Genomic DNA, 15,402 nt, shown 5'->3' with positions numbered 1-15,402 from the left:
GGCAGCGGCACGGCGGGTATGCCCGTTGTGGGGGCCTGCCGCCCCTCAACTTCCCGACGACCACGGCATCCTGAAGTCGGGATAGAGCGTCAGCCCACCGTCCACGTAGATGGTCTGCCCGGTGATGTAGGCGGCCTCGTCGGAGGCGAGGAAGGCGAAGGCCGCGGCGATCTCTTCGGGTTCGCCGGCGCGCCCCATCGGGATATGGCCTTCCACGTCCGCCTTCTTCCCGGGGTCGTCCGTCCACTCCCGGTTGATCGGGGAATTGATTGCTCCGGGGGCGACCGTGTTGACCCGGATGCCCTGCCCGGCATACTCGAGTGCGAGCGTCCGCGAAAGAGCCCCGAGTCCCGCTTTGCTCGCGGCGTAGGGGGCGTACTGCGGTTTCGGGATGGTCTCGTGAACCGAGGTGTTGTTGAGGATGACGCCCCCGCCCCCGCGTTCGAGGAAGTGCCGAACCGCCTCCCGGGAGCAGAGGGACGCGCCCCGGAGGTTCACCGCGAGAACCCGGTCGTAGGCATCCATAGCCGTCTCGTGGGTCGGGCTCGCAGTCTGGATGCCCGCGTTGTTGACCAGGATATCGAGCCTTCCCCACGCCGTGAGGACCTCCCGGAATATGCGCCTCACGTCCTCTTCGCTCGCGATGTCCCCCTGGACCAGCATCTCCCGGCACCCTTTCTCGCGGATGATGCTGCAGGCATTTTTGGTCTCCTCAAGCGTGATCTCCGCCTCCGTCTCGCTCGAGTGGTAGTTTATGGCAACGTTTGCGCCCTCGTCCGCGAACCGGATCGCCGTTGCCCGGCCGATCCCGGTCGAGCCGCCGGTGACGAGGACGTTCTTTCCTTCCAGCCGTTTCATATCGCCTCACCTTCCGGGTGGTTTATGAAGGTCCCGGCGGGGTTTCACCGCCACTCCCCGACGACCTTCCGGACGAGCGCCCGCCTCTCTGCTCTCCCCGCAGCGAGCGCCCGGAACTTCTCCTCATAGATCGGCTTCTCGACCGAGTAGAACGTCCCGAGCGGGATCGGAGCATCCCGGTCGTAGTCCCACTCCCGGATCTTTCCTAGAGCGCTCTCGTACCGGCCGGTCTCGACTTCGCCTGCCTCTATCTCGTAGGCGTGTTCGTTGTAGTAGTCGGTCAGGTTGAAGTAGGTCGCGCAGATCTGGAGGACGTCGACGAACGAGAACCCCCGGTGCATGATCGCCTCCTTGAAGAGGTCTTTTAGGTGCCGGACCTTCTTCGTGTAGCCCCGCGCGATATGCGTGGCCCCGGTGGCGAGCATGACTTCGAGCGGGTTTAAGGGGTGCTCCGTGATGCCGCCGGGGGTGGAGCGGCCGCGAAACCCTTCGGGCGACGTCGGGGTGTACTGCCCCGTCGTCAGCCCGTAGACCCGGTTGTCGTGGACGATGACCGTGATGTCGCTGTTCCGTTTGGCCGCGAAGATGAGATGATCCAGCCCCTCGGCGTAGATGTCCCCGTCCCCGACGTGGCAGATCACCTTTAAGTCCGGATTTCCTAGGCGTATCCCGGTGGCCGCCGGGACTGAGCGGCCGTGGATGCCGTAGAAACTGTTGACGTTCAGGTAATCGACCAGTTTTCCGTGGCACCCGATCCCGCCGAGGAGGACGAAGTTCTCAAGGGGTATCCCCTCCTCTTCCGAGAGCTCGGCGACGGCCGACTTCATCATATGCTGGATCGAGAAGTTGCCGCACCCGGGGCACCAGGTGTTCTCTGCCGGGCTGATGAGCCCGCCCGCCGGCCGGCCGGGAGGCTGATCCGGGGTCATGCGAAGACCTCCGCAAGGCGGGCTTCCAGTTCATCGACCGCGAACGGCCGCCCGTCGTACTTCAGGACCGGGCGGCCCTGATCGAAGCCGTGCTGCCGGAGGAGGCGGGCAAGTTGCCCGGTGGCGTTGTTCTCGACGCAGGCAACCTTCCCCGCCCCGATCATCGCTTCCTTCCACTGGCGGGCGGGGAACGGCGAAAGCACGAGCGGCTGGACGACCCGCGCCCCGAACTCTTCGGCGGCCTCGATGCAGGCCCACTTCTGCGACCCCCAGCAGGCGATCGTCATCCCGGCGTCCCGTGCGCCGTAGGTCATCACCGCCGGGTAGGTGGCAAGTTCCTCCTTGAGGCTCTCGCCTTTCCTGAGCAACTTCTCCTGCAGTTCCCTTGCTTCGGTCGGATCTTCCGTCGTGAACCCGGCCTCGTCGTGGGCGTAGCTGCTCGCCTTGACGATTGCCCCCTCCCTCCCCGGGAAGGCGAGCGGCGATACCCCGTCCTCAGTTTGGACGTAGCGGCGGTACTCTCCTGCGCCGTCCCAGAGCACCGGTTCGCGATCCGGGGGCGGGATGATCGCCCCGATGTCGAAGGAATACGCCCCTTCGGCGAGCGTCTTGTCGGTCAGGACGATCGCGGGAACCTGGTATCGCCAGGAGAGCATCAGGGCTGCCGACGACCAGGCGTAGGTCTCCTCGAGGTCGCCCGGGGCGACGACGAGCCGGGGGAACTCCCCCTGGCCTGCGTTCAGGACGAAGTGGAGGTCGGTCTGGGAGGTGTAGGTCGGTATGCCGGTGCTCGGACCGGGCCGCTGGCCCATCACGATCGTCACGGGGATCTCCGACATCCCGGCAAGCGAGAGGCCTTCGGTCATCAGGCAGAATCCGCCGCCCGAGGTGCCGACCGCCGTCTTTTCGCCCGCGTAGGCGAGCCCGAGCGCCATCAGGATGACGCCGATCTCGTTTTCGGGGTGAATGACCCTGATCGCGAGGTCTTCGGCGCGGTTGGCGAGGAAGTGGAGGAGGCTCGACGACGGGGTCATCGGGTAGGCCACGTAGGAGTCCAGCCCGCCGTGGACGAGCCCGAGCCCTGCGACTTCGTTTCCGGTCAGGACCGGGAGCGCCGGGGCATCGAGGGGCTCGACGGTGAAAACTCCCCCCACGGCGTTGTAGCCCCGGCCGGCGACCCGGAGGTTCGCCTCCAGGTGCTTTTCAGGGACGGTTGCGCGGAGGACGTCCTCGAGCACCTCCCGGCCGATGCCCGCCACCCGGGCAAGCGCCCCGAGCATCGCTGAATTTTTGGTGATCGGGGGGGCCTTCTCCTCCTTGACGATCGCATCAAGCGGGAGGCCGTAGCCCTCGCCCCTCACCACCTGCGAGGCGTCATAGACGACCGTGGTGCCGTCGTGGATCCTCTGGCGGTGGTTCTCGATGCTGTTCTGGTCGAAGGCGAGGAGGACGTCGACCCGGGTGCGGTGCGCCCCGATCGCTCTGTCCGCGGCCCTGACGATCGCGAAGTTGTGCCCGCCGCGGATGAGCGAGGGGTAGTCGAAGTACATGTAGGTGCGGTAGCCGAGGTGGGAGAAGAGGCCGGCGATGGAGAGGCCCGCCGTGTTGATCCCCTCCCCGGCCTTCCCGCCGATCAGTACGGAGTATTCGGCCATGGTGATCGGGCGTGGCGTAGATTGCGTGGCGGTATATAGGTTGTGGCATGCGACGGGCCGAAGGGCCGGAGCAGGAGAAAACGCGAAGCGTTTTCGACTTGCGGGAATTACGAAGGGCCGGAGCAGGAGAAAACGCGAAGCGTTTTCGACTTGCGGGAATTACGAAGGGCCGGAGCAGGAGAAAACGCGAAGCGTTTTCGACTTGCGGGAATTACGAAGGGCCGGAGCAGGAGAAAACGCGAAGCGTTTTCGACTTGCGGGAATTACGAAGGGCCGGAGCAGGAGAAAACGCGAAGCGTTTTCGACTTGCGGGAATTACGAAGGGCCGGAGCAGGAGAAAACGCGAAGCGTTTTCGACTTGCGGGAATTACGAAGGGCCGGAGCAGGAGAAAACGCGAAGCGTTTTCGACTTGCGGGCGTGGTGCTCACGTTCGCCCTCCTCCCTGCCCCCGTTCTCTTACTGTACCACCGGCGACGCCGTCTCGTCGAAGGGGTTGCTCCGCATCGCAAGCGAGAAGAGGTAGGGGTAGTTCCTCTGGAGGTACTCCATGTAGGCGAGCCATTCCCCGATGAGCCGGCCGTACACCCGTTCGACGTCCCCTGCGAGGTGTTCGACGTCGCTTGCCGGGAGCCCGGTGAAGTCCCCCCGCCGTTCGAGTTCCTCGGTCAGGTGGAAGACCGCCCGGAGAAGGTCGGTGAACGATTCGTGCTCCATGAGGACGGGGTTCTCGAGCAGACGGAGGAGGAACCCCCGCTGCTCTTTGAGGTACCGGCAGAGTTCCTGCAGGTCTGCGGCACCGACGGTGACCCGGCAGGTGTGGTGCCGGAGACGGCTGCGCACCTCGGAGAAGTTCTCCGGTGTCCAGGCGTTCGTCACGACGAGGTCGTGCCGGATCTCCGGGAGGTTCGGGTCGCGGTCCGAGAGGATGGCGAGGAGTTCGGTGCCGACCTCCGAGAAGAACGTGCCGATGACCATGTTCAGTTTGTCCAGCCGGTCGCGCTTTGCCCGGACGCTCAGGAGCTGGTTTAAGATGAGGGTGACCAGGAGGACGTTTACCGGGAGGAACCCGAGAGCGTTGAAGATGTACTGGTAGGTGTTCTCGGCGTCGCCGAGCAGAAGGTGTTTCACGCCGTAGATGGCGACCGACGAAGCAACGAGGACGATCCCGAGCCGTACTTCCCAGGTCCTGAGGCTGATGCGCATGATACGATCACGTACTTCCGGCGGAGAAATAAAGGTTGGGGACCGGGTGCCCCTCAGACCCGCAGGCGTGACGATCCGAACGCCCTGACGGGCACAGGAACCTTCCGCCGCCCCGCGATCTCGGCCTCGACCCAGGCGACCAGGTCGAGCAGGCCCGCCTCGAGGGTGACCTCCGGCTCGTAGCCGAGAACCTCCCGTGCACGGCCGATATCTGCAAAGCAGTGGCGGATATCTCCGGTCCGGCTGGTTCCCGTGATCTCCGGGGCGAGGTGCTGCCGCCCGGTTATCGCCGCAAGAAGGCCGGCGACGGTTCTAAACGTACAGGGACGGCCGCTTGCGATGTTAAACGTCCCTCCGGCAGCACCGGGCGACTCGAGGGCCAGACGGAAAGCGCGCACCGCGTCGTAGACGCTCACGAAATCACGCTGCTGGTAACCGTCTTCGAAGAGGAGTACGGGGAGATCCTGGAGCAGGCGGGACGCGTACTCGGTCAGCATGCCGGAATACGGGTTTAAATGCCCCTGATGAGGGCCGTAGACGGGAAAAAGCCGGAGAATAGTCGTCGGAATGCCGTATACCTCCCCGATCAGCCTGCACATCTCTTCCTGGTCGTGCTTGGAGATGGCGTAGACCGAGAGCGGCGACGCCTCCTTCGTCTCCGGGGTCGGGAGGGGGTAGATCACCTCCCCGTCCGGGCTCCGGGGCTCCCAGCCGCCCCTTGCCGCCTCTCCCGGAGTCCGTTGGATCTTCGGGTAGACGGTGCCGTTGTACGAGCAGTACAGGCCTTCCCCGTAGACGGCGCTGCTCGAGGCGACGATGAGCCGTTCGACCGGCTGATCGAGCAGCGCCTCGAGGAGAACGGCGGTCCCGGCGGTGTTGACGCTCATGTACTTTTCGAGCCGGTACATGCTCGACCGCTCCCCGACGACCGCCGCCAGATGGATGACGGCGTCGGCTCCATCGAGGGCCTCCTTCATCCGGTGCGTGTCCCGGATATCCCCGACGATGACCTCCGCTCGCCGGTCGAGGTAGTCGGGTCGCCGCCGCTCCGGGCCGTGCACCCGTGGTATCAGGTTATCGAGGATGCGAACCTGATAGCCGTGCTGCAAAAGTTCCGTTGCGAGGTGCGACCCGATGAACCCCGCTCCCCCGGTGATGAGAATGGTCGGACTGGTATCCGTATGCATGGTGTATCAGGCATTCCTGATGCACTCTTTGCATTAAATATTATCGTGGATGCAAAATATTAATAAAAATTATTTATTTGGGGTATTTGTATCTTCCGAGGTTGTTGTCCTCCCCCGGTGGTGTGCGGCCAGCGGGGGAGGTTGTTCGTCTCTGCTCCGTCTTACGAGTCGAGGATCGCCTCGGCAGCGTCGCGGTAAGCCCGCATCACGTACGGGATGCCCGAGACCGCTTCTGCCTCCTCGGTCAGGGCCATGAGATCGCTCCGGCCGACTGTCTTGAGGCTGAAGTTCCGACTTCCGGCCATGATCTGCTGGAGCCCCGTTCTGAACTTCTGGGCGTAGGTGTAGATCCCGATTGCTCCGAGCGGGATCTCGCCTATCCGGCCGGGGTATCTCTCTTTGAGTTCCTCGTAGCAGACGAAGATCTCCTCGACGCTGCTGCCGTACTTCGAGATGGTCCTGGGGATCTCGCCGGTCTCAAGCCACTTTGCGATGTTCTTCCCGACCATGCCGGGGATCATCAGAGCGCGGCCCATGCAGACCGCCTTGACGTAGGGGCTTCCCATGGCGATCCCCTTGAAGACATTGGCCTCGTCCGCGAACCCGCCGGCTATGGCGATGTCCGGGACCCGGATGCCCCGCTGCCGGAGCCTCTCGGCGAACTGGTAGGCAAGCGACTCGATGTAGAAGGTCGGAATGCCCCACTCGTTCATCATCGGCCAGGGGCTCATCCCCGTACCGCCGGGCGCACCATCGATGGTGAGGAGGTCGATCTTCGCCTCGGCTCCGTAGCGGAGTGCCATCGCGAGTTCGACGGCCGAGTAGGCGCCGGTCTTGAGGGTGACCCGCTTGAATCCGATGTCGCGAAGCCGGTCGACCTCCTCGAGGAAATCTTCCCGGGTGACGAAGCCGAGGCGGGAGTGCCGCTCGAACTCTTTAATGGCGCCGTCCTGGAAGGCCGCCCGCACCTCGTGAACCCCCGGGTCGGGGAGGACGATGTACCCGCGGTCTTTGAGCTGGTTCGCCCGGTCGAGGCTGCCGACCTTGATCTCGCCGCCGATGCACTTTGCCCCCTGGCCCCACTTCAGTTCGATTGTCTCCAGGTTGTGCTTCGAGGAGACGTACTCCGCGGTTCCGAGCCTTGTGTCCTCCACGTTCAGCTGCACCAGGAGCTCGCCGTACCTGTCTTTGAACGCCCGGTAGGACTCGATCCGGCGATCCATCTCGGGCGATCTGGTGACCTTGCCGTTGTGGTCGAGCACCAGTTCCGGGTCGACGCCGCAGACGTTCTCTCCGCAGACGAGCGTGATGCCGGATATTGCCGCTCCTATGGCGAAGTGCTCCCAGTTCGCCCGGGCGATCTCGGTCGACCCGAGCGCTCCGGTGAAGATCGGAACCCGCATCGGCACCTTGATCTCCCAGCCGTATTCGGTCCGGGTATCGACGTCCTGGAAGACGGCGGTGTCGGGATTGGCCTCGACACCTTCCGCCATTCCTTTTGCGCCCCGGGCGTAGCCCTGGATGTTCAGGTGCGAGTAGTCGATTGGATAGTCTTTATCCGCCCCGGCCGTGATCTCACCGAACGGGCCGGGGTAGAGCACTTCTCTGCCGCGGAACGACGAGAGCCAGATCTCGCAGGATCCTTTGCACCCGTCGACGCACCGGCTGCAGATGCCGGACATCGGAACGACGTCCCGGGAGCGGTTTGTCGTTCCCGTCGCATCGTTAGCGTTTGGTCTTCGCAGATTCATCGGTTGCACCTTCTCAAATGTGGATAGAAGGTTCCTTCCAACAAATATAAATCTTTCTGATCTACAAGCCTCCTGTTCCAAAACCCAATTGAAATCTCGTTGTCCTCTGTTCCGTTTCTCTTCGGTCCGATGCGGTTTCCCCGGGTCGCGCCGCCGGGCCGGCAGCACCGTGGGTTATTTATACCCTTGTATCCTCAGCACGCCGCGAGCATGACGAAAGGGTGAAATACCTTGATGTGCATGAATCCTTTATGAACTTCAGGTTGCTATCAGCTCTGATTGTGCTTCTGCTCGCATTTTCGCTCTCCGCTGCCTGCACCGGCTCGGGCGACCCCGCCGACCCCACCACCCCGAGAGAGACGGCGACGATCGGGGAGACGCCTGAGCCCACGACGACCGCGGTCTCCCTCACCCCCGGCCCGACGCAGACGGCGCCGCCGGGCAAGGAGGTTGAGTTCGGGATCGAGCCTGGATACCCCTCCCGGTTCACGCACGACCTCACCATCACCTTCAACGGCGGTAAAGGACAGGATTACGTGACGAATATCGACGTACGCGTGACCAAGTCGACCGGGGAAGTCCTCACCGAAAAGATGCAGCCCGTAAAAGGCGACGAGTTCATCATTCAGCACGCGAAAGGCGAGAACCGGGTTGAGATAACCGTATCCTTCGTCACAGGAGGCACCTTCAAGATCAGGGACCAGATCGTGGAAGTCCCCTGATCCAAACAACCTTTTTTTCGATCGGCAGGCCGGGGGTGTCTTCGCCTGGGCAGGCGGTCGGGTTCCGTTTCTCTATTGTTGAAAAAATGATTATCGAGCGGAGTCTTTCCCGCCTCACGTTCTCTCCACTTCCCACCGCACGAGCAGGCCGTCGTCGAACCGGACGGCCTCGATGATCCGTAACCGTGGAAAATCTTCCTCCCGGAGAAAACCGGCGCCGTCGGTCGGTGTGGGAGCCTCTTTCCCGCCGATGACGATGTTTCCGACGAACGCCTGGAGTTCGTCGACGAGCCCCTGCTCAAAGAGTGTCCAGATCAGCGTCCCGCCCCCCTCGACCATCAGGCGTCGGACGCCCTGCCGGTGCAGTTCTTCGAGCAGGCCGCGAAGGTCGACGGTCTCTTCGCCGCCGACGACGACGGCGGCCTGCTCCCGGAGGGCCTCCACGGCTTTTTTGGGCGCTTTCTTCGAAACCGCGACGATACGCTTCCCGCTTCCCTTGTGGAGGATGTCCGCGTCCGGAGGTGTCCTTCCTCTGCCGTCCACCACGATGCGGATGGGGTTCTCATCCTTTCCGGCCGCCCTTCTTTCGGCCCGGAGTTCCGGGGACTTGACGGTGAGGGAAGGGTTGTCGGCGAGCACCGTGCCGATGCCGACCATGATGGCATCGCTCTCCGCTTTGATCCGATCGACCCGCAAGTAATCCTCGTTACCCGAGATCCTCACCTGTCGCCGCTCTCTCGTCGAGATCTTCCCGTCAGCACTCATGGCGATGTTGACGAAGACAAACGGGCGCATAATCTAGGGTTACACGCCGATCTTCATATATGCTCTCTTTTCGGGAAGTACCGAGCCCGCAGAAACTCCTGCCGCCCCTCTTCATGGGTTGAATAATATTCGAGTCCCGCCCCAAAATCTCAAATAATTGCACTTGTTTTTCAGAAACATTATTGTTTACCGGCCGGATGAATCCGAATTGCTTATATACATTTCCTGGGATATTCTCTCTATTGTCTATGCGCCTGAACCGGAGCCCCATGAGTTGTTTTCGACAGGACGTTTTTACCGGGACGGATATCGTCAAGATGATTGTGGTGGTATCGTTCTCGGCGGTGTCGCTCATGCTCACGGCGGCTGCACCGATGAACGCTCAGCTCTTCTGCCCCCTCATTTACTGCATCCCGATACTCCTTTCCGCTCTCTGGTTCCCCCGGCAGGCATTCCGGGCGACAGCGCTCCTTGTTGCCGGGTTTGTGATCGTCCGGGCGCACCTGTCGGCACTCGGCTTTGCCATCGACCCCGTGATGACGGGGCTGCACACGATGATCTTCTTCTGGGTCTTCGGGGCCACAACTCTCTTTTCGCAGGCTGCTCACCTGGCTGCCTCCCGGTGCAGGCGGATCGTCGAGGATACCCGGGATGCAAGGTTCCTCTGCGACCCTGAAACTCTCCGTGTTGTCTGCGCCAGCAGAAAGTGTGCGGATATGCTCGGTTACGCACCCCGGGAACTCATCGGTATCCCGGCAGAGGCGTTCTGGGCGGACGATTCCGGCAAGGCCCGGTTCATCGAGGAGATGAAGCGGGAAGGCTACGTCGGAAACGTGGAGATGACGTTTTATGCGCACAACGGCGATGCACGGAGGGTTCTTCTCTCCTGCAGGCTCCTTCGCTCCGAGAACCTCTTCGAATGCACGGTTGTGGACACCGGCAGGCTTCTCGGCGAGAACAACGAACTCATCCGGTCGAACGGGCGGCTGATGGAACTCATCCGGCAGACAAACGATATCTTCTTCATGCAGGATGCCGCGGGCTGCATCCTGCACTTCTCCTGGGTTCGTGCGCCCGAGTATGGGATTTCTCCCGAAGAGATCGTCGGGAAGGGCGTGGACGCCCTCCTGCCCGCCGACCTTGCCGCGCAGAACATGGAGCGGATCCGGAAGGCGATCGAGGAGCAGAAGAACGCCTGTTATGACCTCGACCTGGAAATAGCAGGCGCCCGGCACACCTTTTCCGTTACAATCGCCCCGTATAACGGGGTGGACGGCGCGTTCACCGGCATCGTGGGGTCGGCGCGGGACACCACCGAGGTGCGGCGGCAGAGGCTTGCGTGCAGGCAGCTCTCCTGGGAGGTTGAACAGTGGAAAGGGCTCATCACCAGGCTTTCCCACGAATTACGCACCCCGTTGCAGCCGCTCGTCGGTTATCTCCAGATGATCGTCGAAGATCCCGGTTATTACGGCCTCACGAAGAAGACGGAAGAGACCCTCAAGACCTGCCTTGGGTGCGCCGATCAGGAGCAGGCGGTGGTGGAGAGGGTGGTCGAGCTCAGTCTGCTTACGATGGACTACGTCGACCTGACCGTTCGGGACATCCCGCTCCGCGACCTCGTCGACGCCGTCGTCTCGGAAGGCGAATACGAACAAAGTGTCCAGATTTATAACGAAATACCCGATAATGTCCATATCCTGGGAGATCCCGACAGGCTTTCCATGGCGGTGGCAGGACTGGTATCGAATGCCGTTAAGTATAATGAACCGCCAGAGGATGTATGGATCCGGTATACGAGATCAAATGAGAACCATTATATTATGGTGCGTGATAATGGCATCGGTATCCCCGAGGATATTATCGAATCGATCTTTGAGCCGTTCTACATCGGAGACGCAAAACCGGATCACAGGGGCGGCAGCACCGGCCTTGGGCTCTCGATCGCAAACAAGTATGTCCTGCTGCATGGAGGGGATATAACGGTGACGAGTGAGGTGGGCGAAGGGAGCACCTTCACCATCAGGATACCAAGGGAGGTATGAGTTTTGGGAAACAAGATTATGGTCGTTGACGATGACCTGCCGACGCTGGAAGTAATGGAACTGCTGCTCAAGAAGATCAACCGCGAACCGCTCCTGGTTCACAACGGATGGGATGCGTTGCGGGCAATCAAGAAAGAGAAGCCCGCGCTCATCATTCTCGACGTGATGATGTCTCCCATAGACGGATGGCAGTTCCTGGAAGAACTAAAACGGAATGACGAATACAAGGATATCCCGGTCTTGCTCTTCACCGCAAAACATGTCTGGCCGGAAGAGTATTCGAGATACGCGGACGACATCGTCGGTGTCCTGGAAAAGCCCATCTCTCTTGCCGAGTTGAAGGCTGCCCTGGAGAGGGCTCTCCCCCGGGACGCCTCTTCTCGCACGGACGACGACGCTCGCCGTACCCTCGAGATCAAAAGCGAGTAACCTCTGTTAGCACGCATCCCCGCGGCATCTTCCCGGGTTTGCGCATCTCCCACCGAAAGGCATTTTATCGGTTGGGTGCGTATTGCCGGGTAGTGTTCCTCTCATGATCGTTACGGATCTCCCCGGGTATCCCTCCCTCAGGGAATACCAGCGAATCGTGGGTACAAAACAGTTTTCAGCGATCGAGGAACTTGCCGGGCGTCTCTCCGGCGTCAGGCTCCAGGAGATCAACTCGACCCGCTACGGCGGCGGCGTCTCGGAGATCCTGATCTCGTACGTTCCGTTTCTCAACGCGCTCGGCCTCGAGACGACCTGGAGCGTCATGGAAGCCGAACCGGCGTTCTTCGACGTGACAAAGACGCTCCACAACTTCCTCCAGGGCCGGGGGGGCGGTTTCTCACCGGCGATGATCGAGACCTACTGGGAGGCCCAGCGGCAGAACGAAGGGTTGATCGAGGATGATTCCGATGTCGTGACCATCCACGATCCCCAGCCGCTCGGCCTCGTCGAATTCCTGACGAACCGGGAACTCGAGCGAAAGAGGCTGCTCTGGCGGTGTCACGTCCAGCTGGAGACGGTACCCACCGCGACCGTCGGGAGCATCGGCAACATCTTACGAAGGCTGGTCGAAAAGTATCACGCCGGGGTATTCTCCAGTTTCCAGTATCTTCCCCTCTGGAACGTGCCGAGTTTCATCATCCCGCCGTTCATCGATCCCTTGTCCGAGAAGAACCGCGACCTCCCCTTATCCGAGATCGATGCAACCCTCGCGAAATACGGCATCGACCCGGAAAAGCCGATCGTCACCCAGGTCTCCCGGTACGACGTCTTCAAAGACCCGGTCGGCGTCATCCAGGCGTTCAAAAAGGTCCGCCAGAAGATGCCCTGCCAGCTCGTCCTCGTCGGCGGGCGGGCGTGCGACGACCCGGAGTGTTTCATCGTCCTGCGTGAGGTCCGCGAGACGGCCGAGGACGATCCCGAGATCCATATCCTCGATCTCCCACCGGACAGTCACCGCGAGATCAACGCGCTCCAGCGGGCGTCGGACGTGATCGTCCAGAAGTCCATCAAAGAGGGATTCGGGCTGACGGTGACCGAAGGGCTCTGGAAGGAGAAGCCCGTGGTCGCCGGGAGTGTCGGCGGCATACCGCTCCAGATCCGCGACGGCTGGAACGGCTACCTGGTCTCGACGATCCGGGAGACCGCCGACCGGATCCTCCATCTCCTCCGGAACCCGGAGTTGGCCGTGGAGATGGGCGCACGGGGCAAGGAGTTCGTGCGGGAGTACTATCTCCTCACCCGGGGCGTGCAGGATCACCTCACCGCCGTCGACCAGGTGGTCAACGGCAGGATCACCGCCAGGGACAGCGTCATCTGTTACCACCCGCAGGTGGTGACGACCCGGATGGCCGGGTGTGCGGCCCGGGACTGATGCGTGCCCCCTCCGGTCCCCGTCACCCGATGGGGATCTGTTTGCCGCCGGGCCCGGACGGTTTCCTCATCTTCTTCAGGCGCACTTCGAGGACGCCGTTCTTGAATCCGGTTTCGGCGCCTTCTTCCGTCACGCTCGCGGGCAGGCGTATCATCCGGCTCAGGGTGGCGTCTCCGCGTTCGTGGATGTAGTAGGTCTCCGGCTCCTCCTCGACCGGCCCGGCGCGCCTCGCCGTTATTCGCAGGGTCTGGGGGTTTGGCAGGTTGATCCGGATCTCGTCCTCTTCCGCGCCGGGCAGTTCCGCAACGACGATCACTTCGTCGCCGTGATCGAGAATGTCGACCCGAAAGTCTGCGGTGAGGCCCGGGAAGTCGCGGCCCCTCTTCCTGTCGTCTTCTCTCTGATCCTCATCCTGCCGCCGCCCGGGGCCGGAAGGGTCGTCTTCTCTCCCTGTCATGGTGCTTGCCTCCTGCAGTCAGGTTGCCGTCGGATGACCGGTCGCCATCCGCCGTTCCCTCTTGAGCCTGCATACTTAACATTTTGTACCCGGGTGCCCCGCATCGGGGGTCTCCTCCTGCAGCCGCGCCTCTGGTGATGTATACGTTGCGGTCTTCCCGGCGGCCCGGGACGGTGCCGGGCCGGATAATCCCCCGGACGTCGTTGGGCGGCTGTCGATACGCTCTCGGAGAGCGTTTTTTCTGCCTGCTTGTCCCGGCCGTTAGGTTTTTGTGGCGTGACCGGCATGGGGAGCAACCCCCCGGTTTTCCGGTGTGCGGGTGGACCGCAGGGTTCACCGCCCGTACCGCCGTACTGCCGGAGATGCCCGTGCCGATGGATATGCGGGGGTTATGGAGGAAGACGAGATGGCGCAATTCAAACCATTCGAGATGGAAGGCATGCCTATCGAAGAGCAGCCTATGAACTGGAAGGATATGGTTCCGGCCCCGTACGACAAAAAGGCGGTCGACGCCTACACCCGGACCCGGATCATCCTCATGAACGGCATCGAGAACAACGCCGTCCTGATGTCACACGCGATCGAGCGGATGCACCCCGATCCCGAGGTGAAGAAGTCGATGGCCCTGATGCGGCGGATCGACTCCCAGCAGCAGGAGACGATCAACTGGCTCAACCCGGCGGACCAGTCGATCGTCGAGACCACCCTCGGCTACGAGCAGGTGGCGGTCGACCTCACCGCGAACCTGGCAAAGAACGAGCCGGATCCTTACGTGAAGCAGACGCTGGACTTTGCCCTGCTCGAGGACTTCGACCACCTCTACCGATACAGCTGCCTCTACGACTACATCGAGGGCGGCGACCCCGACTCGATCGTCCAGGGCAAGACCGAGGTCAAGCCGGGCCGGCCGACGAGCATCGAGCACCGCCACCCCGACGACTCGATGCGCAAACACTACGACAAGGACACGGCCGATATCAAGACGAAGATGAACTACATCACGATCACGGCCGGAGAGCAGCAGACGATGCTCTACTACCGGTCGCACGGGTTCATGTATCCCGACGAGATTGCGCGGCAGCTCTACGCGGAGATCGCGGAGATCGAGGAGCAGCACGTGACCCAGTACGGGCTGCTTGGCGACCCGAACGAGACGATGCTCGAGAAGATGGCGATGATCGAGCTCAACGAGGCCTATCTCTACTATTCTTGTGCCCAGACCGAGAGCGACCCGAGGATCAAGGGGATCTGGGAGAAGTTCATGAAGATGGAGATCACCCACTTCGATGAGTGTGCACGGCTGATCCAGAAGGTCGAGGGGCGTGATATCATGGATGTCGTGAAGGCCGACGTCATCGAGCCCCTGGTCGTCTTCGAGGAGAACAAGGACTACGTCAACAGCGTCATCGACAACCAGCTCGACCTTGCGCCCCAAAACATGGAGTTCGTGCGGATGCGCGACCTCCCGGACAGCTGGGCGAGTTTCGGCTACCTGCGCGTCATGAACGCAAAAGGCGTCCCGAGCGAGGAGGTCGTCTCCAAAGCGGGCCCGAGCCTTGCGGAGCGTGACCAGGCGGCGAATATCCGGAAGGTCAAGCAGGAAGTGGCCCGCCGGGTCGAGAAGGGCATGGCAGCGGTGCCTGCCCGGTGAATATTCTTTTTTGAACGACTGGCGGGAGCGGAGCGACCGGCAGGAGTTCGAGAAAACGCGAAGCGTTTTCGAGTAACGGCGGTTCCGGGAATCATCTTCCACGACTGGCGGGAGCGGAGCGACCGGCAGGAGTTCGAGAAAACGCGAAGCGTTTTCGAGTAACGGCGGTTCCGGGAATCATCTTCCACGACTGGCGGGAGCGGAGCGACCGGCAGGAGTTCGAGAAAACGCGAAGCGTTTTCGAGTAACGGCGGTTCCGGGAATCATCTTCCACGACTGGCGGGAGCGGAGCGACCGGCAGGAGTTCGAGAAAACGCGAA

13 protein-coding genes are annotated in these 15,402 nt (G+C 62.0%); 5 read left to right on the top strand and 8 right to left on the bottom strand.

Annotated features, from left to right (window positions below):
• Nucleotides 1–45 precede the first annotated feature (45 nt).
• The 6 genes from MEMAR_RS10045 to MEMAR_RS10020 form a co-directional block, all read right to left on the bottom strand.
• A complete protein-coding gene (locus MEMAR_RS10045; protein ID WP_011844868.1) occupies nt 46–858 on the bottom strand; it encodes a glucose 1-dehydrogenase in 813 nt (270 codons plus the stop codon).
• Nucleotides 859–902: 44 nt separating this feature from the next.
• Nucleotides 903–1,787 (bottom strand): thiamine pyrophosphate-dependent enzyme, encoded by an 885-nt coding sequence (locus MEMAR_RS10040; RefSeq protein WP_011844867.1) that lies wholly within the window; start codon nt 1,785–1,787, stop codon nt 903–905.
• On the bottom strand, nt 1,784–3,442 hold the full coding sequence (locus MEMAR_RS10035) for a 2-oxoacid:acceptor oxidoreductase subunit alpha (RefSeq protein ID WP_011844866.1): 1,659 nt from the start codon (nt 3,440–3,442) through the stop codon (nt 1,784–1,786). Before MEMAR_RS10035 ends, MEMAR_RS10040 begins: the two co-directional genes overlap by 4 nt.
• A gap of 457 nt (nt 3,443–3,899) precedes the next feature.
• Nucleotides 3,900–4,646 (bottom strand): hypothetical protein, encoded by a 747-nt coding sequence (locus tag MEMAR_RS10030; protein WP_011844865.1) that lies wholly within the window; start codon nt 4,644–4,646, stop codon nt 3,900–3,902.
• A 53-nt stretch (nt 4,647–4,699) separates the two neighbouring features.
• Nucleotides 4,700–5,833, bottom strand: coding sequence for an NAD-dependent epimerase/dehydratase family protein (locus MEMAR_RS10025; protein ID WP_011844864.1), 1,134 nt, complete (start codon nt 5,831–5,833; stop codon nt 4,700–4,702).
• Between the two features lie 161 nt (nt 5,834–5,994).
• Complete coding sequence (locus tag MEMAR_RS10020) at nt 5,995–7,584, bottom strand: FMN-binding glutamate synthase family protein (RefSeq protein ID WP_011844863.1); 1,590 nt, start codon at nt 7,582–7,584, stop codon at nt 5,995–5,997.
• Between the two features lie 281 nt (nt 7,585–7,865).
• On the opposite strand from MEMAR_RS10020, the gene MEMAR_RS10015 reads away from it, so the two are divergent.
• Complete coding sequence (locus tag MEMAR_RS10015; protein ID WP_245526591.1) at nt 7,866–8,306, top strand: hypothetical protein; 441 nt, start codon at nt 7,866–7,868, stop codon at nt 8,304–8,306.
• A 114-nt stretch (nt 8,307–8,420) separates the two neighbouring features.
• Here MEMAR_RS10015 and MEMAR_RS10010 read toward each other — a convergent pair whose 3' ends face one another.
• On the bottom strand, nt 8,421–9,101 hold the full coding sequence (locus tag MEMAR_RS10010) for a 2,5-diamino-6-(ribosylamino)-4(3H)-pyrimidinone 5'-phosphate reductase (protein WP_011844861.1): 681 nt from the start codon (nt 9,099–9,101) through the stop codon (nt 8,421–8,423).
• Nucleotides 9,102–9,340: 239 nt separating this feature from the next.
• Here MEMAR_RS10010 and MEMAR_RS10005 point away from each other — a divergent pair, with 239 nt between their 5' ends.
• The 3 genes from MEMAR_RS10005 to MEMAR_RS09995 all read left to right on the top strand — a co-directional run bounded on the left by MEMAR_RS10005 (nt 9,341) and on the right by MEMAR_RS09995 (nt 12,974).
• Nucleotides 9,341–11,113 (top strand): PAS domain-containing sensor histidine kinase, encoded by a 1,773-nt coding sequence (locus MEMAR_RS10005; protein ID WP_011844860.1) that lies wholly within the window; start codon nt 9,341–9,343, stop codon nt 11,111–11,113.
• A gap of 18 nt (nt 11,114–11,131) precedes the next feature.
• Nucleotides 11,132–11,542 (top strand): response regulator, encoded by a 411-nt coding sequence (locus tag MEMAR_RS10000; RefSeq protein WP_011844859.1) that lies wholly within the window; start codon nt 11,132–11,134, stop codon nt 11,540–11,542.
• 103 nt (nt 11,543–11,645) lie between these two features.
• A complete protein-coding gene (locus MEMAR_RS09995) occupies nt 11,646–12,974 on the top strand; it encodes a glycosyltransferase (protein ID WP_011844858.1) in 1,329 nt (442 codons plus the stop codon).
• A 22-nt stretch (nt 12,975–12,996) separates the two neighbouring features.
• Here MEMAR_RS09995 and MEMAR_RS09990 read toward each other — a convergent pair whose 3' ends face one another.
• Nucleotides 12,997–13,431, bottom strand: a complete 435-nt coding sequence (locus tag MEMAR_RS09990) for an Hsp20/alpha crystallin family protein (RefSeq protein ID WP_011844857.1) — start codon at nt 13,429–13,431, stop codon at nt 12,997–12,999.
• A 391-nt stretch (nt 13,432–13,822) separates the two neighbouring features.
• Between MEMAR_RS09990 and MEMAR_RS09985 the strand changes: the two genes are divergently transcribed.
• Nucleotides 13,823–15,082, top strand: coding sequence for a hypothetical protein (locus MEMAR_RS09985; protein WP_245526590.1), 1,260 nt, complete (start codon nt 13,823–13,825; stop codon nt 15,080–15,082).
• The last annotated feature ends 320 nt before the right edge of the window (nt 15,083–15,402 follow it).

Source organism: Methanoculleus marisnigri JR1 (genome assembly GCF_000015825.1).
GTDB classification, from domain to species: Archaea; Halobacteriota; Methanomicrobia; order Methanomicrobiales; family Methanoculleaceae; genus Methanoculleus; species Methanoculleus marisnigri.
Note: the sequence above shows the minus strand (reverse complement) of the source record. Positions and strands in the feature narration are given on the sequence as shown.